General features: G+C 72.0%; 21 protein-coding genes. 11 read left to right on the top strand and 10 right to left on the bottom strand.

Annotation, left to right across the window (positions count from 1 at the left end; all coding sequences use genetic code 11):
* Positions 1 to 5: 5 nt before the first annotated feature.
* From WMF45_RS07910 to WMF45_RS07895, 4 genes are all read left to right on the top strand, one after another.
* A complete protein-coding gene (locus WMF45_RS07910; protein WP_437716334.1) occupies positions 6 to 1,301 on the top strand; it encodes a DUF58 domain-containing protein in 1,296 nt (431 codons plus the stop codon).
* Positions 1,302 to 1,450: 149 nt separating this feature from the next.
* The gene (locus tag WMF45_RS07905) at positions 1,451 to 3,019 is read left to right on the top strand and encodes an AbgT family transporter (RefSeq protein ID WP_437716333.1); all 1,569 of its coding nucleotides are present in this window, start codon (positions 1,451 to 1,453) and stop codon (positions 3,017 to 3,019) included.
* Positions 3,020 to 3,304: 285 nt separating this feature from the next.
* Complete coding sequence (locus WMF45_RS07900) at positions 3,305 to 3,919, top strand: sugar O-acetyltransferase (protein ID WP_437716332.1); 615 nt, start codon at positions 3,305 to 3,307, stop codon at positions 3,917 to 3,919.
* 10 nt (positions 3,920 to 3,929) lie between these two features.
* Positions 3,930 to 4,505, top strand: a complete 576-nt coding sequence (locus WMF45_RS07895; protein ID WP_437550599.1) for a TetR/AcrR family transcriptional regulator — start codon at positions 3,930 to 3,932, stop codon at positions 4,503 to 4,505.
* Between the two features lie 42 nt (positions 4,506 to 4,547).
* Here the strand turns inward: WMF45_RS07895 and WMF45_RS07890 are convergent, their stop codons facing one another.
* The 3 genes from WMF45_RS07890 to WMF45_RS07880 form a co-directional block, all read right to left on the bottom strand.
* Positions 4,548 to 5,666: a DUF4185 domain-containing protein gene (locus WMF45_RS07890; RefSeq protein ID WP_437716331.1), complete on the bottom strand. Its 1,119-nt coding sequence runs from the start codon at positions 5,664 to 5,666 to the stop codon at positions 4,548 to 4,550.
* Between the two features lie 153 nt (positions 5,667 to 5,819).
* On the bottom strand, positions 5,820 to 7,307 hold the full coding sequence (locus WMF45_RS07885) for a sensor histidine kinase (protein WP_437716330.1): 1,488 nt from the start codon (positions 7,305 to 7,307) through the stop codon (positions 5,820 to 5,822).
* A gap of 361 nt (positions 7,308 to 7,668) precedes the next feature.
* Complete coding sequence (locus tag WMF45_RS07880) at positions 7,669 to 8,166, bottom strand: GNAT family N-acetyltransferase (protein ID WP_437716329.1); 498 nt, start codon at positions 8,164 to 8,166, stop codon at positions 7,669 to 7,671.
* A 62-nt stretch (positions 8,167 to 8,228) separates the two neighbouring features.
* Between WMF45_RS07880 and WMF45_RS07875 the strand changes: the two genes are divergently transcribed.
* The 4 genes from WMF45_RS07875 (at position 8,229) to WMF45_RS07860 (ending at position 13,551) form a co-directional block, all read left to right on the top strand.
* Complete coding sequence (locus tag WMF45_RS07875; protein ID WP_437719507.1) at positions 8,229 to 9,002, top strand: endonuclease/exonuclease/phosphatase family protein; 774 nt, start codon at positions 8,229 to 8,231, stop codon at positions 9,000 to 9,002.
* Positions 9,003 to 9,285: 283 nt separating this feature from the next.
* On the top strand, positions 9,286 to 10,932 hold the full coding sequence (locus WMF45_RS07870; protein ID WP_437716328.1) for a protein kinase domain-containing protein: 1,647 nt from the start codon (positions 9,286 to 9,288) through the stop codon (positions 10,930 to 10,932).
* Between the two features lie 137 nt (positions 10,933 to 11,069).
* Complete coding sequence (locus tag WMF45_RS07865; RefSeq protein ID WP_437716327.1) at positions 11,070 to 12,767, top strand: rhomboid family intramembrane serine protease; 1,698 nt, start codon at positions 11,070 to 11,072, stop codon at positions 12,765 to 12,767.
* A gap of 73 nt (positions 12,768 to 12,840) precedes the next feature.
* Complete coding sequence (locus WMF45_RS07860) at positions 12,841 to 13,551, top strand: GNAT family N-acetyltransferase (RefSeq protein ID WP_437716326.1); 711 nt, start codon at positions 12,841 to 12,843, stop codon at positions 13,549 to 13,551.
* 190 nt (positions 13,552 to 13,741) lie between these two features.
* Here WMF45_RS07860 and WMF45_RS07855 read toward each other — a convergent pair whose 3' ends face one another.
* Positions 13,742 to 15,157, bottom strand: a complete 1,416-nt coding sequence (locus WMF45_RS07855; RefSeq protein ID WP_437716325.1) for a DUF6896 domain-containing protein — start codon at positions 15,155 to 15,157, stop codon at positions 13,742 to 13,744.
* 39 nt (positions 15,158 to 15,196) lie between these two features.
* Positions 15,197 to 15,541 (bottom strand): hypothetical protein, encoded by a 345-nt coding sequence (locus WMF45_RS07850; RefSeq protein ID WP_437716324.1) that lies wholly within the window; start codon positions 15,539 to 15,541, stop codon positions 15,197 to 15,199.
* Between the two features lie 224 nt (positions 15,542 to 15,765).
* On the opposite strand from WMF45_RS07850, the gene WMF45_RS07845 reads away from it, so the two are divergent.
* From WMF45_RS07845 to WMF45_RS07835, 3 genes are all read left to right on the top strand, one after another.
* On the top strand, positions 15,766 to 16,476 hold the full coding sequence (locus WMF45_RS07845) for a DsbA family oxidoreductase (protein WP_437716323.1): 711 nt from the start codon (positions 15,766 to 15,768) through the stop codon (positions 16,474 to 16,476).
* Positions 16,477 to 16,506: 30 nt separating this feature from the next.
* Complete coding sequence (gene ylqF, locus WMF45_RS07840) at positions 16,507 to 17,418, top strand: ribosome biogenesis GTPase YlqF (protein ID WP_437716322.1); 912 nt, start codon at positions 16,507 to 16,509, stop codon at positions 17,416 to 17,418.
* Between the two features lie 180 nt (positions 17,419 to 17,598).
* Positions 17,599 to 18,522, top strand: a complete 924-nt coding sequence (locus WMF45_RS07835; protein ID WP_437716321.1) for a DUF808 domain-containing protein — start codon at positions 17,599 to 17,601, stop codon at positions 18,520 to 18,522.
* Between the two features lie 28 nt (positions 18,523 to 18,550).
* On the opposite strand, the gene WMF45_RS07830 is transcribed toward WMF45_RS07835, so the two are convergent.
* From WMF45_RS07830 to WMF45_RS07810, 5 genes are all read right to left on the bottom strand, one after another.
* Positions 18,551 to 18,997 carry a DUF3037 domain-containing protein gene (locus WMF45_RS07830; RefSeq protein ID WP_437716320.1) on the bottom strand — a complete coding sequence of 149 codons (447 nt, stop codon included), beginning with the start codon at positions 18,995 to 18,997 and terminating at the stop codon, positions 18,551 to 18,553.
* Positions 18,975 to 19,835, bottom strand: a complete 861-nt coding sequence (locus tag WMF45_RS07825) for a HipA family kinase (protein ID WP_437716319.1) — start codon at positions 19,833 to 19,835, stop codon at positions 18,975 to 18,977. Before WMF45_RS07825 ends, WMF45_RS07830 begins: the two co-directional genes overlap by 23 nt.
* Positions 19,836 to 20,140: 305 nt before the next feature.
* The gene (locus WMF45_RS07820; RefSeq protein WP_437716318.1) at positions 20,141 to 21,199 is read right to left on the bottom strand and encodes a hypothetical protein; all 1,059 of its coding nucleotides are present in this window, start codon (positions 21,197 to 21,199) and stop codon (positions 20,141 to 20,143) included.
* Positions 21,200 to 21,507: 308 nt separating this feature from the next.
* Positions 21,508 to 22,053, bottom strand: a complete 546-nt coding sequence (locus tag WMF45_RS07815; RefSeq protein ID WP_437716317.1) for a dihydrofolate reductase family protein — start codon at positions 22,051 to 22,053, stop codon at positions 21,508 to 21,510.
* 246 nt (positions 22,054 to 22,299) lie between these two features.
* The gene (locus WMF45_RS07810; protein WP_437716316.1) at positions 22,300 to 23,574 is read right to left on the bottom strand and encodes a hypothetical protein; all 1,275 of its coding nucleotides are present in this window, start codon (positions 23,572 to 23,574) and stop codon (positions 22,300 to 22,302) included.
* Between the last annotated feature and the right edge of the window lie 166 nt (positions 23,575 to 23,740).

Raw genomic sequence — 23,740 nt, 5'->3', positions numbered from 1 at the left:
GCGCGATGATCCCCTCGCGCGCCCTCGTCCTGCTCGCGATCGTGCCCCTCGGGCTCGCGGTGGCGACGCTCGTCGATCGCACGCTGCTCCTGCCCATGCTCGCCGCGGACGCGGGCATCGCGCTCTGGGCCGCGATCGACGCGCTCCTCGCGCGGAGGCCGCTCGTGACCGTGAAGCGCCACGCCCCCGCGGTGCTCTCCATCGGGCGCCTCAACCTGATCACGCTCGAGATCCGCTCGCTCTCGCGCCGCAAGCTCTCGATCGAGGTCGCCGACGATCTCTTCGATCACGCCGAGAGCGACGACCTGCCGGTGAGGCTCGAGCTCCCGCCCAGGGAGCGCGCGACGGCCCGCTACCACGTGCGGCCCACCCGCCGCGGCGCGCACGCGATCGGCGATCACCACGTGCGCTACCTCTCGCCGTTCGGCCTCTGGATCCGGCAGGTCACGGTGCCGGCCGAGACGCCGGTCAAGGTGTACCCCGACGTGCAGGCCGTGCGCGCCTTCGAGCTCATGGCGCGCCAGGATCGCGATCCGTCGGCGCTGCGCGCCTCGCGCAAGCGCGGCGGCGAGAGCGAGTTCGAGCGCCTGCGCGAGTACCGCCGCGGCGACGAGTTCCGCTCCATCGACTGGAAGGCGACCGCGCGGCAGAAGAAGATCATCAGCCGCGAGTACCAGCTCGAGAGCAACCAGAACCTGCTCTTCCTCCTCGACGCGGGCCGCCTGATGACCGCGCAGACGCAGGGGCTCTCGCTCTTCGATCACGCGCTCAACGCGAGCTTGATGCTCTCGCACGTCGCCGCGCGCGGCGGCGACCGCGTGGGCCTGCTCGCCTTCGCCGACGGCATCAAGAGCTACGCGCCCCCGGTGAGCGGCGCGGGCGCGGCCAAGCACGTGCTCTCCGCGGGCTATGACCTCTACCCCGAGCTCGTCGAGACCAACTACGGCGCGGCGTTCCAGCACGTGGGCCTGCGCGTGCGCAAGCGGAGCCTGATCGTGCTCTTCACGCAGGTCGTCGACGACGTCGCCGCGAGCGAGCTGCTCCGCCTGATGCGCGGGGTGATGCCGCGCCACCTGCCGCTCATGGTGCTGCTGCGGGACGTGGAGATCGACGCGCTGGTCGAGGGCGGCGACGCCGACCCGTACACGCGCGGCGCCGCCGCCGAGCTCTCGAGCTTCCGCGATCGGCTCGTGCGCGACCTCAAGAACCACGGCGCGCTGGTGCTCGACGTCGCACCCGGCCAGCTCACCGGGCAGCTCATCAACCGGTATCTCGAGATCAAAGCGCGCCATTTGCTCTGATCTGCGCGGCGGCCCCGGCGCCCATTGCTGCTCCAGCAGCAATCGGTGCTGATCCATTGCTCCTGCACGAGCACACCGGCGCCGGCCCGAGCCGCCGATCTCGGCTCAACGCGTCACGCGCTGCCGGGTGATCGCTTTAAGATGAGCGCATGTCCAGCGAGCAACCCGAGCAGTCCCTTCCCCTGCCCCGCGCCGAGCTCCGCGGGGCGAGCCGCGTCCTCGACGCGCTGGAGCGCGCCGGCAACAAGCTGCCTGATCCGGCGGTGCTCTTCGTCCTGCTGGCCGCGGTGGTCGTGGTCCTCTCCGCGGCGCTCGCGACGCTCACGTTCAGCGAGATCGACCCGCGCACGAAGCAGCCGCTCGTGATCCACAGCCAGCTCTCGGGCAAGGCGATCACGGAGTTCCTCTCGACCATGGTGCAGACCTTCACGAGCTTCCCGCCCCTCGGCGTCGTGCTCGTGGCCCTGCTCGGGGTCGGCATCGCCGAGCGCTCGGGCTTCATCAACGCCGGCCTGAAGAAGGTCCTCGCCGTCACGCCGAGGGTGCTGCTCACGCCGATGCTGATCCTCGTGGCCATCGCGAGCCACACCGCGGCGGACGCGGGGTACGTGCTCGTCATCCCGCTCGGCGGCGTCATCTTCCAGGCCGCCGGCCGGCACCCGCTCGCGGGCATCTCCGCGGCGTTCGCGGGCGTGTCGGGCGGCTTCAGCGCGAACTTCATCCCGTCGAGCCTCGACCCGCTGCTGCAGGGCCTCACGCAGGCCGGCGCGAGCATCCTCGACCCGAAGCGCACCGTGAACCCGCTCTGCAACTGGTTCTTCTGCAGCGCCTCCTGCCTCGTGATCGTCGCGGTCGGCTGGTACATCACCGACCGCGTGATCGAGCCGCGCGTCGCCCGGACGCCCGTGGACGCCGCGCCCGAGGCGGAGCAGCGCATGACGGCGGCGCTCACGCCCCGCGAGGCGCGCGCGCTCTGGCTGGCCCTCGCGTCGATGGCGGCCAGCGTCGCGCTGCTGGTCGCCGCGAGCGCGCCGGCCGCGTCGCCGCTGCGCGCGCCGAGCGGGCAGCTCACGGTCAGCGGCGCGCCGCTCATGAGCGCGATCGTGCCGCTCATCTTCCTCTTCTTCCTCGTCCCTGGGCTCGTCTACGGCTACGCGGCCGGCACGTTCACGGGCCACCGCGACGTCATCGACGGCATGAGCAAGACGATGAGCACGATGGCCTATTACCTGGTGATGGCCTTCTTCGCCGCGCAGTTCATCTACCTCTTCAACCGCTCGAACCTCGGCGCGCTCCTCGCGCTGAAGGGCGCCGCGGGGCTGCAGGCATTGGCGCTCCCGAGCGCGGTGACCATCGTGGGCGTCATCCTGCTCACGGCGCTCACCAACATCCTCATCGGATCCGCGTCGGCGAAATGGGCGCTGCTCGCCCCGATCCTCGTGCCCATGCTCATGTCGCTCGGCATCTCGCCGGAGCTCACGCAGGCGGCGTACCGGATCGGGGACTCGACGACGAACATCATCTCGCCGCTGATGGTGTATTTCCCGCTCGTCGTGGTCTTCTGCCAGAAGTACGTGAAGGGCACGGGGATTGGCACGCTCGTCGCCCTGATGGTCCCTTACTCGGTGACCTTCCTCGTCGCCTGGACGCTGTTCCTGCTCGCGTACTGGCAGCTCGGGCTCCCGCTCGGGCTGGACGCGCCGTATGTCTACCCCTGATGAATCCGGCGCGTTGAAGCGGTGAGGGGGCGCGCTCACGGGCAGCCGCCGCCCGGACAGGTGTTGCTGCCGGCACTCCGCCTCAGGCACCGGTCGTGTGAGCGAGCGCCGCGCCCACCGGCTCATCCTGCGCACATGGTTTGATGGAACATCGCAGCAGGGTCGTCCGCCAGGCAGGCGCTGGCTGGCTGGCTGGCTGCGCTCGAGCTCCTCGCCCGAGCGCCGACGCATCCGTCCCGTCCGCCGATGTGGACACCCGTTCCTATGAAGTGTACACTCGTCCATATGTCGACCTCTCACGATCCCCGGTCCATGCGCGAGCGGATGCTCGCCGGCGACCTCTACATCGCCGACGATCCCGAGATCGCCGAGCAGAGCGCGGCTGCGCTCGATCTCATGGCGGCGTACAACGCGACGTCGGTACGGCAGCGCCCGCTGCGCCGCCGCTTGCTGGAGCAGCTGCTCGGCGCGATCGGCGAGGGCACCGAGATCCGCCCGCCGTTCTGCGTGGACTACGGCTCGCGCATCACCTTCGGGGCGCGCTGCTTCGCGAACTTCGGGCTGGTCGCGCTCGACGTCGCGTCGATCACGATCGGCGACGACGTGCAGTTCGGCCCGAACGTGCAGCTGCTCACGCCGACCCACCCGGTGGAGCCCGAGCCCCGGCGGCAGAAATGGGAGGCGGCCAAGCCCATCACGATCGGGAACAACGTGTGGATCGGCGGCGGCGCCATCGTGCTTCCGGGGGTGACGATCGGCGACAACACCGTGGTCGGCGCGGGCTCCGTCGTGACGCGCGACCTGCCGGCCAACGTGGTCGCGGTCGGAAACCCCGCCCGCGTGATCCGCGTCCTCGACGCCGCGGGGGCCGCGCAGGCACCGGCCGGGGCGCGAGGGTGACGGAGGCGCGATGAGCGCCGCCAGGGCGAGGCGCGCCGCCCCCGCGCGGCGGGCCCGCCGCCACGACCCAGGGCGCCGGGAGCGGCTCCTGGCGACCGCGCTCGACGTGATCGCCGAGCAGGGCGTCGCCGGCGCGTCCCACCGCTCGATCGCCCGGGCCGCCGACGTGCCTCTCGGCTCGACAACGTACCACTTCGCCTCGATCGACGAGCTGCTCGCCGCGGCGTTCACCCGGCACGCGGACGACATGGCCGCCCGCTTCGAGGAGCAGATGCGCGCCGCGTGCGACCGCGGGGCCGCGGTCGAGCTCCTCGTCGAGCACCTCACCACGGCCCTGCTCGGCTCGGAGCGCGACCTGGTGCTCAGCGTCGAGCTCTACGTCGCCGCCGCCCGGAGGCCCGCGCTGCGCGCCGTCACCCAGGCCTGGATGCTGCGGAGCCGGCGCGCGCTGGAGCTCCACTTCGACCCGGTGACCGCGCGGGAGCTCGACGCGCTGATCGAGGGCCTCGTGCTGCACAGCGCCCTGTCGACGGATCCCATGGCGCCCGAGCAGATCCGGCACGCCATCCGCCGCTTCACCCGCTGATCTCCCGCAGGAGATTGCTTGTCAGGGGCGAGCGCTCGCCCGTCACTTCAGCACGACGCGGACGAGCGCGAACTCCGACCCGAACCAGCCGCTCGTCGGCCGCGAGTACGTGATGTACTGCACCCGGCCGCCGTCCTCCTCGTACTCCGCGTGATGAACCGAGTCGTACGGCGCGCGCTCCTCCGGGGCCGTATAGAGGGTGGCCTCGTCCGACCATGGGCCGGTGAGGTCCGGGGCGGTGCGCGCCACGATCCGGTGCTCGAACGGGGGCGAGTAGACCGCCAGCCACGCGCCGAGGTGCTCACAGTGCGAGACGGACATGATGGGCGCGCCGTCGAACAGCTCCGCGGCATCCCCGGCGTCGTCGCTCCAGCCATCGCCGTCGAAGTAGCGGAAGGCGCCCCGGTCGAGGGGCGTCTCGAGCGGCACGCGCGCGAGGCGGCACGGCTTGGACAGGCTGCCGTCGCACGCGAAGGTGTACAGGTCGTCGCCGTGGGCGACCAGCGCGGCACCCCAGCCGGGCTCGCCTTCCCCGAAGAGAAGATCGGGGTGCTCCGCGCTCGCGTCCACGATCGGCCGCACCGGCGCCTCGTCGAGGCCCTCCCAGATCGCGAACGACTGGCCCACGCCGCGGAAGTTGAAGTCGCCCGGCTCCGCATAGATGAGGCCATAGGGGATCAAGGCGCGGTCGCGCGCCGCGTCGAACACCGGCGCCCCGGGCCACACCGCCCAGCGGGCGCCGCACGGCGCCTCGGCGCAGTCATCGCCGGCGTGAGCGTCGTTGAACGCCTGCTCGTCCGCGGTGGGCGCGATGAAATACCCCGGCGCCCCCGCGCCGTCGGCCGGGGACGAGAAGCCACCGATGCCGTCGGACGCGTCGAGATCGTCCGAGATGTCGAACGAGTTATGGTGCCAGTTGGTCCCGGCCTCGTCGGCCTGCGTGAGGACGGTATCGCCGTAGACCCAGACCGACTTGCCCCACACGACAGCGCTGTCTCCACCGTCGCGCCCTTCGATCCATGAGCTCTTCTCGATGACGCCGATCTCCTCGGCGGAATCGACGCCTGGGCCCGGCTCCCCGCCACACGCCGCGACGACCATGTGCGCGAGGACGATGGGGACAGAACGGGAGAGCGTGAGGGATCGGCATGTGGAGCGCATCACGCCATCCTCCCACGACAGCGGACGGCGCATCGAGCAGATCGACCAGCCTGGCGCTCCGCTCGACATCGTCCTCGACCACCGACTTCGTCGTTTTCGGCTCGCGTCGCTCTGCCGGCGACCGCTTCAGCTCCGGCTGGGATTGCGTTGCCTTCAGCGAGCCCACACGTGCTCGATGGGCAGCTCGACGACGAAGGTCGAACCCACGCCGAGCGCGCTCTCGACCCGGATCGAGCCGCCGTGGGCCTCGACGATCTGCCTGGCGATGAAGAGGCCGATGCCCACCCCGGCGTAGTCGCGCGACGAGACAGCGCGCTCGAACCGCTCGAAGATCCGCGCCGCGTTCTCCGGAGCGATGCCGATTCCATGATCGCGCACCGCGATCACGGCCGTGCCCCCACGCCGCTGTGCGCTGAGCTCGACGGGAGCGTTCGCGCCGTACTTCAGCGCGTTGGACACGAGGTTCGTCACCACCTGCTCGATCCGCAGCGCATCCCAGCGACCGAGGATCTCGCGCTCGACGCGCAGAGACAGCGAGCAGCCCGCCTGCGCCAGCACCCCCTGGAGGGGCTCGACGGCCTGACGCACCACCTCGACGAGATTGACCCTCTCGGGCTCGATCTTGAGACGACCCGCCTTGATGCCCGACAGATCGAGCAGCTGATCGACGAGCCGCGTCAGCCGCGCGACCTGGCGAAGGCTCCCCTCCACCGCCCGGGCGGTGCGGTCGTGCCGGAGGGTCGCTGATTCGTCGCCGCCGAGCCTGCGCTCCAGCGCCTGCAGCGTGAGCTGGAGCGCGGCGATGGGCGTTCTGAGCTCGTGGGACGCGATGGAGAGGAACTCGTCTCTCTCCCGGACGGCAGCCTGCGCGGCCTCCTCACGGAGAGCGAGTCGGCCGCGATCTTCTACGGCCCTCCCCCGATCCCGGTCGATGCATTCCAACGCGGCAGCGCTCTTCCAGATGTGGCGCACGATGAGGACGATGCAGCCGATGACGAGGAGCGACGACTCGAACGCCGAATCGTAGAGGCCGAGCTTCCGCCCCTCCACGATCACCCAGCCGAGGACGAACGGCGCGCCGAACGCGGCGAGAATCAGGCGGCGTGCCATCACGCCGCCTGCCCCCGCGCTCATCAGCAGCTCGACGCCGCTCAGCTCGGGCCGCGCGCACAGGACGCCGGCAGACAGCACCAGGAAGAGCAGCGCCGTATGCAACGCCACCTCGGTCGTCGCCCCGACGCCATAAAGGTACCCGACCCCGAGCACGTATCCGAGCACCACCAGCTGCCCGAACAGCGCGATCAGCACGACCAGCGCGGAAAAAAGCCGGCGCACGCGCCGCGCCTTCGCGTCGAGGAGCCACAGCGCCGAGCCGACGAGGACAAAGCAGATGGCCGTCGTGATAGCCATCCTCCCGAGGTGAGGGGTGCCGACGGCGCCCGGCCCCTCCCGGAAGAGAATTTGGTCGATATGGAGCGGCCGGTTCAGCGCGTATTCCAGGAACGTGACCAACCCGACGGCAGCGACCCCGCCGGCGCACGCCCGCGAAAGCCGGCGCGTCCACAGGCGCGATCCCGCGCGGCAGTGGAGCCACAGCGACGCGGCGGCGGCAAGGAACGCCAGCGCCGTGTTCACCTTCATGGTCACGAACGTCGGATGAACACTCTTGAGAGTCTGAATATCGAGCCACCAGCCCACCAGGACGGCAGCAGCGGTCACGACGGTGATTGCGCACGCGGCTCGTGGGACGATCCCAATCCAGCCGATCAGAGGTGAACCAGGGCCTTCGCGCGGGCAGCCAGGCCCGTCCAGTCCGGGGCTTCGCCCGCCCGCTTTCGACATCATCGTTCACGGGAGATTGGCTCCGAACACTGCGATGCGCAACGTGCGCGAGGAGGCGCGCGCTGCCTTCTCGCGGGCGGAGAGGCGGAGAGATGGACGAAGCGCTTCACCTCCGCCCGCTTCGCGCCCTCGAACCCACCACGGCCCAGCGCCCGCCGGCTCAGGCCATCTGCCGGACCATCCTCGTGTGCGGGATCCCCGCCTCGTCGAAGATCGGCCCCTCCTCGACGAAGCCGAGCTTGCGATAGAACGCCGCTGCAGCGACCTGGGCGTTCAGGACCAGCGCGCGCGCGCCCTCGGCCCCGGCGACGTGGATCGCCTCCTCCATCAGCCGCCGCCCGAGGCCCGCGCCGCGAAGGTCTCTCCTGACGGCGACGCGGCCGACCTTGAGCGCGCCCTCGTACGGCAAGATCCGCATCGTCGCGACGACCTCGCCGCCGTCGAGGACAACGAAGTGTTGCGCGACGGGGTCGAGCTCGTCGATCTCGATGTCCTCCGGCACGGACTGCTCGACGACGAAGACCTCGCGCCGGAGGCGGAGCGCGGCGGCGTAGAGCGGCGAGTCGCTGCGGATCGGGAGGACGTCGCCGGCCATGCCCGCTTCGTGCGCCGTCTCGGGCGCTGCGTCCACCCGATTCAGCGCGCGCTCTGGCGTCACCGCGCTGCTCCGCGCAGACGCCCCGGCCTCGGAGGAGCTAGCCTGATCGGACCGTGAAGATCATGACCTTCAACATCCTCTTCGGCGGCGAGGATCGGTTCGAGGCGATCCTCGCGATCGTCGCCGCCGCGCGCCCCGATCTGCTCGTCCTCCAGGAGTGCGTGGGCTGGGAGGACGGCGCCCGGCTCCGGGCCGTCGCCGAGGCGATCGGCGCGCCCGCCGGCGAGCGGCACGCCGTCCTGGGCAACGCCAACCCGCGCCCGAACGGGAGGCGCAACCACGTCGCCGTCGTCAGCCGGGCGCCGCTCGCCGGCGCGCGCGTGCACGCGCCCGAGGCGCTGGCGCACTGCCTCGTCGAGGTCGAGCTCTCGCTGGGCGGCGAGCCGCTCGTGGTGCTCGGCACCCACCTCAACGCCGGCAGCGAGGATCGCCGGCTCACCGAGGCCCGCTGGCTGCTCTCCCTCGTGCCGCCCGCCCGGTTCGCCTCGGGCCTCTGGGCGCTCGCCGGCGACCTCAACGCGCTGTCGCGCCGCGACCCCTACCCCGCGGACCTCGGCGCGCGCCTCGCGGCGGCCGGCATCGAGAAGTACGGCAGCCCGCCGCGGTTCGACACGATGGATGCGATCGAGGCGTTCGGCTGGGCCGACGCCCTTCTCCTGAGGCCGCGCTCCTCGCGCTGGTTCACCGCGCTGCGCGGGCGCGACGGCGCGCAGGTGGAGACGCGGACCGACTACGTGCTGCTGTCGCCGCGGCTCGCCGGCCGGCTCGCGCTGGCCGACGTCATCGACGTCGGCGCCGCGTCCGACCACCACGCGGTCATCGCCGAGCTCTCCTGACACCGCAGGCCGCGCGGAGGATCCGTCCACGCCTCTGCAGCTGCAACAGCGACGCACCGTTCGCTCGGCAATCCTCACGGCGAGCGCGGTGGCGGCAGCGACCGAGCAACGGACGGAGCGCCGGTGTGACCGGGTCGAACCGGGACGACTGCACTGGAACAGCACACGATGCGATGTCTTCGGCTCGCCAGCGGCCGACAACATGATTGAATCGGCGGTATCGCGCGCGACACGCGCGGCGGCTCCGTTACGCATCCGTTACGCAAACGCTTCGGTCCGCGCCATGGATTCACCCTACGGCCTGCACGCTGGCAGCATCATCGGCGGCGACTTCGAGATCGTGCGCCCGCTCGGCTCGGGCGGCACGGGCAGCGTCTATCTCTGCCGCCAGCGCAGCACCGCGCGCCAGCGCGCCGTGAAGGTCATGCACCCGGTGCGCGCCGTCGACCCCGAGGAGCGCCGCCGCTTCGAGCGAGAGGCGCGCGCTCCTGGGCTCATCGGGTCGCCGCACATCGTCGAGGTGCTGATCGCCGGCGTCGACGGCGTGACGGGCCTGCCCTACCTCGCGATGGAGCTCCTCCAGGGCGAGACACTCTCTACCTGCGTCGAGCGGGTAGGCCCGCTCCCGCTCGCGGAGGCGCGCCGCGTCCTCGGGCAGCTCGGGCGCGCGCTCGAGGACGCGCACGGCGCGGGCATCGTTCACCGCGATCTCAAGCCCGAGAACGTGTTTCTCGAGGAAGCCGGCGGCGGCGCCGCGCCGCGGGTCAAGCTCCTCGATTTCGGCATCGCCAAGATCATCGCCGACGCGCGCGCCTCGCTGACGGCCGCCGTCGGCACGCCCCTCTGGATGGCCCCCGAGCAAGCGCGCGAGAGCCAGGGGGCGCTCCCCCAGAGCGACGTCTGGGCCTATGGGCTCCTCGCGTTCTTCGCCCTCACGGGCAAGCCCTTCTGGCAGGGCCGAGGCCTCCCGGCGCTCCTCCGGGAAATCCTGTTCGAGCCCATCCCCGCCGCGAGCCGGCGCGCGGGCGAGCTCGGACTGCCGCCCTTCTTCCCCGGATTCGACGCCTGGTTCTCTCGCTGCGTCGAGCGCGACCCCCTCGCCCGGTTCACCAGCGCGTCCGCGATGTGCCCTGTCCTCGATCGCCTCCTCGACGGCGCCGCGCGCGTGGCGCCGACCGCGCCGGCGTCGACCGCGCCGGCGTCACGCCGCCGCACCTCGCTCCCGCCGCCGGAGGCTTCGTCCGGCGCCGCGGCGCGTCGCCGCAGCTCGCGCCCTCCGCCCGAGGCCTTCCCGGCCGGCGCGGTCACGGCGAGGCCGCCCGCCCCCGCCGCCGCCTGCTTCACCAGCACGCTCGCGGCCCCGCCGCTCCGGGATCACGACGATCCCGCGCCGCCCGCGAGCGCGCCGCCGCCGCGCAGCGAGGGGGGGAGCAGGGCGACGAGGCCTTTCCTCCACGCGCTGGATGAAGATCACTGCGTCGCCACCTGGAAGGGCCTCCTCTTCCAGATCTGGCGCCGGCACACCACGGCAGCCGCGGTGAGCGAGGTCCGGAGCATCCTGCGCGAGCGCGGCAGCGAGCTGCAGGCGACGCTGGTCATCCTCGAGGAGAACAACGTCCCGGCGGGGCGGGAGGTCCGGAGCTCGCTCGCGGAGCTCTCCAGGGAGCTCGCGGCCCACGGGATGTGCGCCGCGCTCGTGTTCGAGGGCCACGGCTTCAAGGCGTCGCTCGTGCGCAACGTGGCCATCGAGTTCATCCTGCTGAGCCGCTCGCGGCTTCGTTACGAGGTGTTCAGCACCATGGACGACGCCGTCGCCTGGCTGATGCGCAATCGCCCGACGCGGGACTGGCTCAGGGAGCTGCCGGGGGTCACGGAGGCCCTCCGCCGCGAGGTGGCGGCGCACGCGGCGCGGGCGTCGCACATGCCCTAGCGAGGAGGCCGGGCGCGCCGGCCCGGGGCGAGCGCGGCGGCTCGCCGGGCGCGGTCCGCGATCCTGCGCGCGCCGCCTTTCGGCTACGCTCGCCGCGCGACCTCCAGCAGGAGGAGGAAGCAGGAGGAGGAGCGAGCGTGGAGGATCCGCCGATCATGGACCGTGCGCCCGGGGACGACGCGGCGGCGCGACGCGACCGCCTGCTCGCCGCGCTGCTCCGCGGGCCGGACGCCCTCGTGCTGCTCCGCTGCGACCCGGGCCTGGCGCTCCTCGCGGGCAGGTCGGCGCCCCTCCAGATCGCGCTCGTCACGGCGCCGGGGGACCCGTCGGCCGACGAGATCCACGCCCTGCTCGAGCCGCTGGTGAAGGCGGTGCAGGCCGGCGGGCCGCCGACGCACGTCGTGCTGGTGGGCGGCGGCGCTGCCCCGGGCCAGGCCGCGCTCGCCAAGGTCGCGCCGTTCGTGCAGCCCGTGCCGATGGGCTTCCACCAGCTCGACGCGGCGGGCGGGCTCGCGCGCGTGAAGGGGCAGGCCCTGCCGGCCCTCGAGCGGGCCCACGAGCGCCTCGCCGAGGTGGGCCCGATCGAGCAGGACGCGCTCGCGGAGGCGCTCGCCGAGGGGCAGGCGCTGGCGCAGCAGGAGCGCGCGATCGTCGACCGGCTGAAGGGCAGCCGCCGCGTCACGGCGACGCTCATGATCGCGTGCGCCGTGCTGCTCGCCGTGAGCTACGCCTTCGGCTCGGGCACCCACGAGGCGGCGCTGTGGCGCATGGGCGCCAACAGCGGCGAGGCGGTGCGTCAAGGGGACGTCTACCGGCTCCTCGCGTCGGCGTTCCTGCACGCCGACCCGATGCACCTCTTCGTCAACATGCTGGCGCTGTGGTCCTTCGGCCCGATGCTCGAGGCGCTCCTCGGCCCGCGGCGCTTCCTCCTGCTCTACGGGGCCTCGGCGCTCGGCGGGTCGCTCGCGAGCGCGATGCTGGAGGACCGGTGGAGCGTCGGCGCGTCGGGCGCGATCTGGGGCCTCATGACGGCCGGCATCGGCGTCGCGCTCCGGCCGCACGGGCTCCTGCCCCCCGCGATGATCGCGCAGATGCGCAGCCGCGCGTGGCTGCCGCTCGGGCTCAACCTCGTCTACAGCTTCCAGCCCGGCGTCGACCTGCTCGCGCACCTGGGCGGCGGCGTCGTCGGCTTCGCGCTCGTCGTCACGGTCCTCCCCCGGGGCCTCACGCCCGTGGACCGGCGCGAGCGCGCGGCCGACGCCGAGCCGAGGCCGCGCCCCCTCCTCACGGCGGCGGCCGCCCTGACGGCCGCGGCGATGGCGCTGTCCGTGGCGACGGCGTTCGCCGCCGGCCGCCCGTGGGAGCTCCGCGCGCCGCCGGCGCTGACGCGCACCGCGGTCGCGGACACGGGCGTCGCCCTGGACCTGCCGGAGGCGCTCGCGAGCGCCGCGTCCGTCGAGGAGCTGTCCGGCGTCCGCTTCCACACGTACGGGCAGCTGCCCCGGACGCCCGTCGTGTTCCAGGTCGCCGTGTTCCCGCTCGATGGCGCGGTGCCGCCCGATCAGCTGGACGGCCTCCTCGAGCAGGAGCGCAAGGTGCTCGACGAGCAACGGCCGGCGAACACCGTCACGAAGGGCCCGGCGGCGCGTATCACGCTGGGCGGGCGGCCGGCGGTGAGGGTCGAGAACGGGCTCAAGAACGGGGTGCAGATGGTGAGCTACGTCGTCGTGCTCGGGGACCGCGAGGTGATGCTCCAGGCCTATTCGACGGCGGATCGGCCGGCGACGTGGGAAGGGGTCGAGGACAAGGTGGCGGCGACGATCGGGGCGCAGTAACACGCGGCGGGCGGCGCCCGCGGCCGGCGCCGTGAGCAAACCACCTTGCGGAGAGAGCGAACCCGTGGAGCACATGAATTCTCTGATGCAGCCGATCGGCCACCCCCTCCCCGGCTGGACGCCGCGGCCGCTGCCGCCGCGCGAGCCCCTGGTCGGGCGCACGTGCCGACTCGAGCCGATCGACCCCGAGAGGCACGCGGCGGACCTCCATGCGGCCAACCTCGCGGACGCGGAGGGGCGAGGCTGGACCTACCTGCCCTATGGGCCCTTCGCGACCCTCTCGGACTACCGCGCCTGGATGGACGCCACGTGCCTGGGCGACGATCCGCTGTTCCATGCGATCATCGACGCGGCGACCGGACGGGCGGTCGGCGTCGCGGCGTACCTGCGGATCGACCCCAAGAGCGGCGTGATCGAGGTCGGACACCTCAGGTACTCGCCGCTCCTTCAGAGGACGCCTGCCGCGACAGAGGCGATGTACCTGATGATGCGGCGGGCGTTCGACGAGCTCGGCTACCGCCGCTACGAGTGGAAGTGCGACGCGCTCAACGCGGGCTCGCGGGCGGCGGCGGCGAGGCTCGGGTTCCGCTTCGAAGGCGTGTTCCGGCAGGCCGCCGTGGTCAAGGGGCGCACCCGCGACACGGCGTGGCACGCGATCATCGACAAGGAGTGGCCGGCGGCGAAGGCGGCGTTCGAGCGCTGGCTCGACCCGTCGAACTTCGACGGAGCGGGCCGCCAGCGGCAGAGCCTCTCCGCGCTGATGGGAGCGGAGGAGCGGCGGTAAGCGGGGGTCACCGGGCGAGGGCGAGGCGGCGCCGCATCGCCCGGTGGTGGGGTACTTTGGCCGAAGGTGGAGTCTTTTAAACCGCAAAGACGCCATAAGACGCCAAGATTATTATTTTTCTTGGCGTCTTGTGGCGTCTTGGCGGCTCCATCATTCCGGCAGGATGGGGGAATCCCCCACCACCTGCATTTCATCCCCACACAACGCGGTCGAAGTCCGGATCGATACCTGGTCGGATAGCGTCGGCCCAGGCGCGACGTTCGTCGATCTCGTACTCGAGCGACTCATCGGCGAAGGCCTCCTGGATCTCCTCCCATCCATGACCCGGGCCCTCCGTCGTCCGCAGAACGTGGGTCTGCGTCCAGTACCTCACCGCCGCGCGCGCCTCGCCCGACCCGATCCACGAGAGCGCGGCCCGCACGGAGGCCGATTCCTCGAACGTGGCGGCGTCGTCCAGCGCGAGCACGAGCTCTCGGAGGCACCACGCCTGGCCCAGCGCCGCGAGCGCCGCGGCGACGTCCGTCCGGACCGCGGGCGTGCTCGATCGCAGCCCCCGGCGGAGCGCGGCGAGCGCGTGCGGAGGCGCGTGCTCGAGGAGCAGCAGGGCAAGCTCGCCGAGGAACGGGTTGCCCCGGTAGCCCGCGACGACCTCGACGCGCGCGAACGCCAGCACCACCTCGATCGCGCGCTCGCGCTCGATCCCGCGGCGCAGCAGGTACCGGGCCGCGGCGTGCACGGCGTAGGGGTGATGCAGCGCCGGATCCGCGCGGGCGAGCAGCCTGGCTACCGCCGGGCAAACGGGGTAGTCCGGGTGTACGTCGAGCCGCTCGATCGCGCGCCCAGAGGTCGTGTTCACCGACGCGTCGATAAGCCCTCCGCACACATCGACGAACTCCGCCGGATCGAGCGCTGCCTCGAGGGGCTCGATGAACGCGCGCGCCGTCGCCTCGTTCTCGATCCCCGCGAGCAAGTACCGCTTGTAGGCGTCGCGCTGCGCGGCGGCTCGCGCCTGGGTGGCCGCCGAGGGCCGCTCGACGGCGAGCAGCTCGTGATCACCGAGGTGCTCCGCCCAGCGAGCGCGGAGAGACGCGTCGGAGAAGTCGATCGCGGCGAACGCCCCGGCGTTCTCCTCGATTTCAGGGACGACGCGGAAGACGTGCCGATGCTCGTTGCGGACGAGCAGTCCCTTCCGGGTGAGCTCGTCGATCGCGGCGGCCATGGCGTCAGCGGTCGGAAGGAATGCGAGCAGGCGCCGCTCTGGGAGCGCGGGGGAAGGGAGGCTCAGGATGCGCTGCGTGAAGAACCAAGGATCGATCGTGAGGCCGTCATCGCCGTGATCGTCGACGTCGATCGTCTCGCCGTCGGGTGCGGTCAGGCAGAGGCCGATGCCGTGAAAGTAGAACTTCCAGCCCGGCATGCCCGGTACGTCGCCACGGCGGGAGGCGTGAAAGAGGCGCTCACGCTGGACCCGTACCAGCCAGCGCTGCCGATCGACCTGCCGCGCGAGCGCCACGAGGAGCCACGCGTGCCACGGGTCAGGAGGCGGACCGGCGGCGACCGGGCCCGCGGCCAGGGCGGCGCGAACTGCGACGAGGACGGGATGCACAGGCGTCGTCGTGACGTGGCTGGGCCTGCGCGGCAAGGCTCATCCGGCAGGCGACACATCACCTCCTTTCAACGCTCGCGCGCATCGCTCAGCCAGAGCATGTACCTCTTGAGCCGCTTGACGCACCTCGCCACTGTCCAACCCCGGCTCGATCAGCTGGTTGATCCGCCTGACGATTTCGAGGTTCCCCGCTGAAAAATCGGCCGTCCCGACGCCGAGCTTTCCCGCCGCGTGAAGCTCGACGAGCTGCTCGTATGCGCCTTCGAACGAGGCGAGATCTTCAAGAATCTTCTGTCGATTCCCGACCGCATAAGCCCACGCGGCGACGACATCGAGCATGTGGGCACCGTTGTAGAAATTGACCAAGAGCCTCTCGATGTCCATCACGCCTCTCCTCATCCAGTTTCCCAGTCACCCCTTACACCAGACTTCAGATGCCGCCGCGAAGGTCTCCGCCTCGCACAGGCGAGCGTACACGGAGGGCTCGGCGCTCCACTCGGCTCTCCCCGGCGAGCTCGACACGCGCCCCAACCGCCGCGCCGGCGCGCCTCCCGCCCGCGACGCACGCCGCCTGGCCGGAGGCGCCGCGCGGCCCTACCTTGACCGCCATGAAGAAGCTCCGTGTCGATGTCTGGTCCGACATCGCGTGCCCGTGGTGCTACGTCGGAAAGCGCCGGCTCGAGGCCGCGCTCGCCAGGTTCCCTCACCGGGATGCCGTCGAGGTCGTCTGGCGCGCGTTCGAGCTCGACCCCTCGGCGAAGCGCGTGCTGGACACCGAGGTCTCCTACGCCGGGCGCCTCGCGAAGAAGTACGGCGTGCCCGTCGCCAAGGCCGAGGCGATGATCCGGCAGATGACCGAGGTGGGCGCTGCAGACGGCCTCGAGCTCCGCTTCGACAAGGTCCGGCCCGGCAACACCTTCGACGCGCACCGTGTGCTCCACCTCGCGGCCGAGCGCGGCGTGCAGGACGCGGTGAAGGAGCGGCTGCTCCGCGGCTACATGACCGAGGGCGAGGCCATCGGCGAGCCGGAGGTGCTCGCGCGCCTCGCCGGCGAGGCGGGGCTCGACCCGGAGCAGGTCCGCGCGGCGCTCGCGAGCGACGCCCACGCGCGCGAGGTGCGGGCCGACGAGGAGGAGGCGCGCGCGATCGGCATCACGGGCGTCCCCTTCTTCGCGTTCGGCGGGCGGTACGGCGTCTCCGGCGCGCAGCCGGCCGAGGCCCTCCTCGGCGTGCTCCAGAAGACGTGGGACGAGGCGGCCGGCGCGCCCGAGCAGGCGCTCGCCGAGGGGGCAGCCTGCGGCCCGGACGGGTGCGCGTGACCCGCCGGGCGTGATAGAGCTCCGCCGCGGATGTCGATCCAATGGTATCCAGGCCACATGACCAAGGCTCGGCGCACGATCGCCGAGTCGATGCCGTCGCAGGACGTCGTCATCGAGGTGCTCGACGCCCGGATGCCGCTGGCCAGCGAGAACCCCGTCCTGGCCGAGCTGCGCGGCCAGAAGCCGTGCATCAAGGTCCTGAACAAGAGCGATCTGGCGGACCCGGCCGTCACCACGGCGTGGCTCCGCTACTTCGAGGCGGAGGGCGCCGCGCCTGCTGACGAGGCGGAGCGCGGCGCCTCGCCGGGGGGCCAGGTGCTCGCGATCGCGATCTCCGCGAGCCAGTCGTCCGAGGCGCGGCGCCGGATCCCGGAGCTCTGCAAGCGCCTCGCGCCCCCCAAGAACGGCCCCGGCAAGGTGGTGCGGGCCATGATCGTGGGGATCCCCAACGTCGGCAAATCGACGCTCATCAACGCGCTCATGGAGCGCAAGGTGGCCAAGGTCGGCGACGAGCCTGCGGTCACGAAGAGCCAGCAGCTCGTCACCTTGAAGACCGGCATGGCCATCTCCGACAACCCGGGGATCCTCTGGCCCAAGATCGACGATGAGGCGGCCTCGTTCCGCCTGGCCGTGGGCGGGGCGATCCCCGACACGGCCATCGATTACCAGAGCGTCGCCCTGTTCGCGGCGGGCTACTTCCTGCGGCGCTACCCCGAGCTCCTCGTCGCCCGCTACAAGCTGAAGGACCTGCCGGAGACGGCCGCCGCGCTGATCGAGGAGATCGGCCGCCGCCGCGGCTGCCTGCGCAGCGGCGGGTCGGTGGACCTGCACAAGGCGTCGGACATCCTGGTCCACGACTTCCGCGCCGGCCGGCTCGGGCGCATCAGCCTGGAAGAGCCGCCGGGGCTGGAGTCGCCGTCGGGGATCGAAGAGAGCGCGTGAGCCCCGGCGCGGCGCCGACGGCCAGGCTGGCCGATCGACGCGGGCGCCCTGGATCTTCGACCCGAAGGCCGCCGACGCCCGCTACCATGCCCACCGCGACGGCTGCCGTGCGGCGCCGCCCGTGACGTTCGCCACGCTCGCTACGCTCCCACCCCATTCACCCGACGAGGACCTCACTCCATGGCCGGAAGCAGCCTGCTCGCCCTGATCGACGACATCGCCACCGTGCTGGACGACGTTGCCGTGCTGACGAAGGTGGCCGCCAAGAAGACCGCCGGCGTGCTGGGCGACGATCTGGCGCTGAACGCGCAGCAGGTGACGGGCGTCAACGCCGACCGCGAGCTGCCGGTCGTGCTGGCCGTGGCGAAGGGCTCGATGCTCAACAAGGCCATCCTGGTGCCGGCGGCGCTGGCGATCAGCGCCTTCGCGCCCTGGGCCGTCACGCCCCTGCTGATGGTCGGCGGCGCCTTCCTCTGTTACGAGGGCTTCGAGAAGGTCGCCCACAAGGTGCTGCACAGCAAGCACGAGGACGAGGCCCGCCGCGCCGAGCTCGCGCAGGCGCTCTCCGACCCGAAGATCGACCTCGTCGAGTTCGAGAGGGACAAGATCAAGGGCGCGGTGCGCACCGACTTCATCCTGTCGGCCGAGATCATCGCGATCACGCTGGGCACCGTGGCGGCGTCGCCGTTCGGCACGCAGGTCGCCGTGCTGAGCGGCATCGCCGTGCTCATGACCGTGGGCGTCTACGGCCTGGTCGCCGGCATCGTGAAGCTCGACGACGCCGGCCTCTACCTGAGCCGCCAGAGCGGCGGTTTTCAGCAGTCGCTCGGCAGCGGCATCCTGAAGGCGGCGCCCTGGCTGATGAAGGGCCTGTCGGTCGCCGGCACGGCGGCGATGTTCCTCGTCGGCGGCGGCATCCTGACGCACGGCGTGCCGTGGCTGCACCACCACATCGAGGACATGACCCAGGGCGCCGGCGCCGTGCTCGGCGCCGTGGTGCCGTCGCTCGCCAACATGATCGTCGGCGTCGCGGCCGGCGCGGTCGTGCTGGGCGTCGTGACCGCGTTGAAGCAGGCGATGAATCGCGAAAGGGACGGCCACTGACCTGGAGCGCGGGCTCGCGCCGCGCCGCTCAGCCCTGTCCGGACCGCCCTGGCCTCACCAGCGTCGCGACCAGCCGGTCGAGCGCCGCGGCGGGGTCGGCGCCGAGGCCCGCGTGCACACGTGAGGGCTGGACGACGGTGCTCGCCGGGGACACCACCCAGCCGAAGCGCTCGGCCTGGGGGAGCTCGGCGACGTACCCGCACGCCCGATCGGCGGCGCAGACGCGGCGGATGAAGTCGAGGTGGCCGCGGACGGCCTCCAGGTCGAGGTCGGGCCAGAGGGCGAGCAGGCGCCGCTCGTCGGGCTCGAAGCGCGCGTCGAGGAACCCCCGGGCGCGGCAGAAGAGGACCACCCCGACGTTGACGCGCTCGCCGCGCTCCACGCGCGGGACCACGCGCAGCACGGCGTAATCGTACGGGTCGGCGGCGTCGACGCCGCGCGCGCCCGGAGGGCTACCGCCGGGCACGGGCTGCATCGAGCGCCTCCTCGACGAAGCCCCGCGGCGACGCGAGGCGGTGGGTCAGGTAGGCGGCGTACGCCGCGCGCCGCGCCGCGACCGGCGCGGCGTCGGGCTGCGGGGCATCGACCGCGTCGGGCGAGAACGCGGACCGCCGCTCGCCCGCGGACCGGGCGCGGGGGTCCTGGTCGGCCAGCCACGCGTCCGGGATCGCGGCGACGATCCCCGCGATGCGCTCGGGCGTGAGCCGGGCGCTCAGCGCGGCGTCGGCCGCCGCGAGATCGCCCGCGAACGGGAGCAGGACATGGCTCTTGACGAGCGGGAAGCGGTCGTCCGCGTCGGCGCGCGGGTCGGTCGCGTCGGTCCAGGCGTGGTGGACATAGAGCGCCGCGCCGTGGTCGATCAGCCAGAGGCGGCGGTGCCACAGGAGCAGGTTGGGGTTCTTGGGCGTCCGGTCCACGTTGCTCGTGAACGCGTCGAACCAGACGACGGCGGCCGCAAGCCCCGGGTCGATCGCCGGGCCGGCGAGCGGCTGGAAGGCGAGCGATCCGGGCAGGTAGTCGAGGGCGAGGTTCAAGCCGGCGCTCGCCGAGAGCAGGTCGGACAGCTCCGGATCCGGCTCGGCGCGCCCGAAGGCGGGGTCGAGCTCCATGAAGACGATCTCCGGCACCGGGAGCCCGAGCGCGCGCCCGATCTCCCCGGCGACGAGCTCCGCGATGAGCGCCTTCGGCCCCTGGCCGGCGCCGCGGAGCTTCAGGACATAGAGCCCGTCGTCATCGGCCTCGACGAGGGCCGGCAACGACCCGCCCTCGCGGAGCGGGGTGACGTAGCGGGTCGTGTGGACGGTTCGGATCATGATTCAGCAGCGTGGCGTATGGCGGGGGAATTCCCTCGCCCCGCCGGGAGGATGGGGCCGCGAAGACGCCATGAGACGCCATGGGACGCCAAGGTTTTTATGTTTTTCTTGGCGTCTTTGGCGTCCTTGGCGGTTCAAAAGCCCCACCTTCGGCCAAAGTACGCCGCCGCACAGCAGTTACGTGAGACAGGGAAGCTGGGTCGAGCTGGAGCGCGCAGGGGAGCGCGCCCTCGATGGTCGATGAGGCGGCCCGGGCGCTCGCTCCGCGCAGCAGCGCGAGAGCGAGCGCCGCAGGCCCTCGTGGATCACTCGGCGAGGGGACCGAGGGGATCCAGCCGCGAGCCGGGCACGGTCTGGTAATCGCCGAGCAGGAAGGTCTGCAGCCCGTCCGTGAACTCGAACGGACCGAGCACATCGACCACCTCGCCGCTCGCGCCGCCGGCGCCGCCCTCGCCGCTCGTGCCGCCAGCGCCGCCCTCACCGGGGGCGCCCGCCGAGCCGCCCTCGCCAGTGGCGCCCGCCGAGCCGCCCTCACCGGGGGCGCCCGCCGAGCCGCCCTCGCCGCTCATGCCGCCAGCGCCGCCCGAGCCACCCTCGCCGCTCGTGCCACCCGCGCCGCCGGCGCCACCCTCGCCGCCGGCACCGCCCGCGCCGCCCGAACCGCTCGTGCTAGCCGACCTCGTGACGGTGATGGAGTCGATATAGACGATGGTCGGGTTGGCCCAGGGCCCCTCGGCACCTGCGTCGACCTTGACGCCGATGCGCCTCACCTGGGTCTTATCGAAGCTCCCCCCAGCAGCGGCATCGGCCGCATCGGAGGCATCGACGTCGATGGTGAGGTCGGTCCACTCTTTCAGGTCGCCGAAGTTCGTCCACGCCCACGGGACGCCCGCCCAGGTCTGGGCCTGTCCGTTCTGCACGAAGACCTGAAGACCACCGCCGGTGGCGGCATGAGCCTTCACACGGAACGTGACGGTGGCGCCGGTCAGATCGACCAGCTGAGGGAAGTCGAACTGGAACAGCGTCCCCGTGGAAGCCGTGGTGAGCGGCACAGCAAGCCGGGCGCAACCCGAGCAGCTCTCCTCCGGACCGGGACCGATGTTGGGGGCGCCGCCGCCTTCGCCGCCCGCGCCGCCTTCGCCGCCCGCGCCACCGTCGCTGCCGCCTGCGCCGCCTTCGCCGCCCGCGCCACCGTCGCTGCCGCCCGCGCCGCCTTCGCCGCCTTCGCCGCCGCCCGAGCTGGTCGAGCTGCGGGAGCTCGACGTCGTGCTGGAGCTGGCCCCACCGCCCGCACCGCCCGCGCCGCCGCTGCCGGTGGTGTCGTCATCACCGCAACCCGTCATGGCGAATGCGCCGACCAGCATCCCGCACATTGCCAAAGAAAGAACTGATCTCATCCTGACCCTCTCCTGATGTGCACCACGAGGCCACGCAGCCCGGGCCGCCGTTCGCCATGGCGATGGCCACCACCCGCGAGCTCCTCCGAGCCAGCCGCGAGGCGCAAGCTACCCTGGGCAGAAATTTTTCTCAACAGCCCAAACGTGTGAGCCCGGCAACCAGATCAGCCCCGTCGAGGCGCGGCGCTCAGCGCCCACCCGACAAAAGCGCTGCGGCGGGCCCGACGACGGCGTCGCGACGGAATCGTGCGGCACGCCCTCGCCGGGGCGGCCCCTCAGGCCGCGCCCCCGCGCTTCACGTCGTACCGGAGGAGCGAGACGCCGTTCGCGTACGACGTCGCGCCGAGGAGCGCCAGCTCGACCTTCCTGGAGCTGCCGCCGAAGAGCCGTACCCCGTGCCCGAAGACGATGGGATTCACCTTGAGGACGAGCTGATCGATGAGGTCGTGATCGAGGAGGAAGCCGGCGAAGGCGCCGCCCCCGCAGAGATAGATATCGGTCCCGTCGCCCTCCTTCAGCCGCTTCAGGGCCGCGATCTCGTCACGGTCCACGACCTCCACCTCGGCGCCCTCGCCGAAGCGGAGGGTCTTCGAGAAGATGTAATGCGCCATGTGCGGGTAGGCTCGCTTCCCCGGGACGAGCCCGAACGGATAGCCCCACTCGTACGTCCTTCGCCCCATCACGACGGTGTCGTAGCCCTTCAGGCGCTCGACGTAATCGGCGGCGTGCTCTCCTTGCATCACCAAGCCGTCCACCGAGCCGTCCTCGTGCGAGATGAAGTTGTCGACCGTCACCGCGACGTCATAGACGATCTTTCTCATTCGAATCCTCCTTGAAGCGCTGTCCTGAGCTCGCCGTGGGTCGGTCCATCGAGCGCGCCGGGTCCTGGCGCGTCGAGGCCATTCTCATCGCGCAGCTCGCGCCGGCGCAACCGGAGAAAGCTCGCCGGGGGGCTGTCGAGCCCCTCCGGCTGGCGTTGTCACGAGCTCAGGCTGTTGCTGGATGCTCTGGCGCGCCTTGCGCGCTTCGCTGCGTCCGGTGCAGCGTGCTCCCCGGCTGGCCCGGGATCACTCGGCGATGTGGGTCAGCAACGAGCCGGCCACCGGCCTGTAGTTGCCGATCACCATCGGCTCCGCGCCGGTCGTGAACTCGTACGGACCCATCACGTGGATCACCTCTCCACCGGAGCCGCCGCCTTCACCGCCCGCGCCGCCGACACCGGCCGAACCGCCTTCGCCGCCCGCGCCGCCGACACCGGCCGAACCGCCTTCGCCGCCCGCGCCGCCGACACCGGCCGTGCCGCCTTCACCGCCCGCGCCGCCGACGCCGGCCGTGCCGCCTTCGCCGCCCGCGCCGCCGACGCCGGCCGTGCCGCCTTCGCCGCCCGCGCCGCCGACACCGGCCGTGCCGCCTTCGCCGCCCACGCCGCTCTCGCCGCCGGCGCCACCTTCGCCGCTCCACCCGCCTGCGCCACCCGCACCTCCGGCGCCGCCCTCGCCGCGCTCGCCGCTCGGTGCGGCGCCTCGCGCGGCGCTCGGAGTGCCGGGTTTCGTGACGGTGATGGAGTCGACGTAGACGACGGTCGGGTTGGTCCAGGGCCCGGTGCCGCCCGCCGTGAGCTGAAGTCCGATCAACTTCACCTCCTTGCGTTCGAAGGAGGGCTTCGACCCGGCCAACGCGTCGACATCGATCGTGATCTCTTGCCAGTCTGCCAGCCCGGCGATCGGATTCCACGAGTAGCCGATGTTCGCATAGGACCGGTCCACCCCGTTCTGCACGAACGGCTGCACGCCGCCGCTGGTGCCGGCGTGGGTCTTCACACGGAACGTGACCGTGCTCCCCGTCAGATCGACCACCGAGGCGAACTCGATGAAGAACTGCGTCGCGGTATTCGCGGTCGTGAACGGCACGGACAGCCGCGCGCAGCCGGAGCAACGCTCCTCCGGGACCGAGCCGCCGCCGCCTTCACCCGAGCTGCCGCCGCCTTCACCCGAGCTGCCGCCGCCGCCGACACCCGGGCTGCTGCCGCCATCGCCCGAACCACCGCCGCCGTCGCTCGAACCACCGCCGCCGTCGCTCGAACCGCCGCCGCCGTCGCTCGAACCGCCGCCGCCGTCGCTCGAACCGCCGCCGCCATCCGCGTTTGAACCGCCATCACCCGCGCCGCCGCCGCCGTCAGAGCCCGAGCTGGTCGAGCTCGACGACGTGCTGGAGGTGGACGAGCTCCCGCCGCCCGTCCCGCCCGCACCGCCGCTGCCGGTCGACTCGTCGTCACCGCAACCTGTCATGGCGAACGCGCCGACCAGCACCCCGTACGCCGCCAAAGAAAGAACTGATCTCATCGTGACCCCTCCTGGATAGGCCCCCGCGAGGCTGCGCGGCCGAAGCCGCCGTTCGCCGGAGCGGCTCTCACCGCACTCGATCTCTGCCGAGCCAGCCCCCCAAGGAGCGACATTATCCTGGACAGACGACTTTCTCAACAGCCCGGACGTGCGAATACGTCACCAG

This window comes from Sorangium sp. So ce448, assembly GCF_051520915.1.
GTDB lineage: Bacteria > Myxococcota_A > Polyangia > Polyangiales > Polyangiaceae > Sorangium > Sorangium cellulosum_B.
Note: the sequence above shows the minus strand (reverse complement) of the source record. Positions and strands in the feature narration are given on the sequence as shown.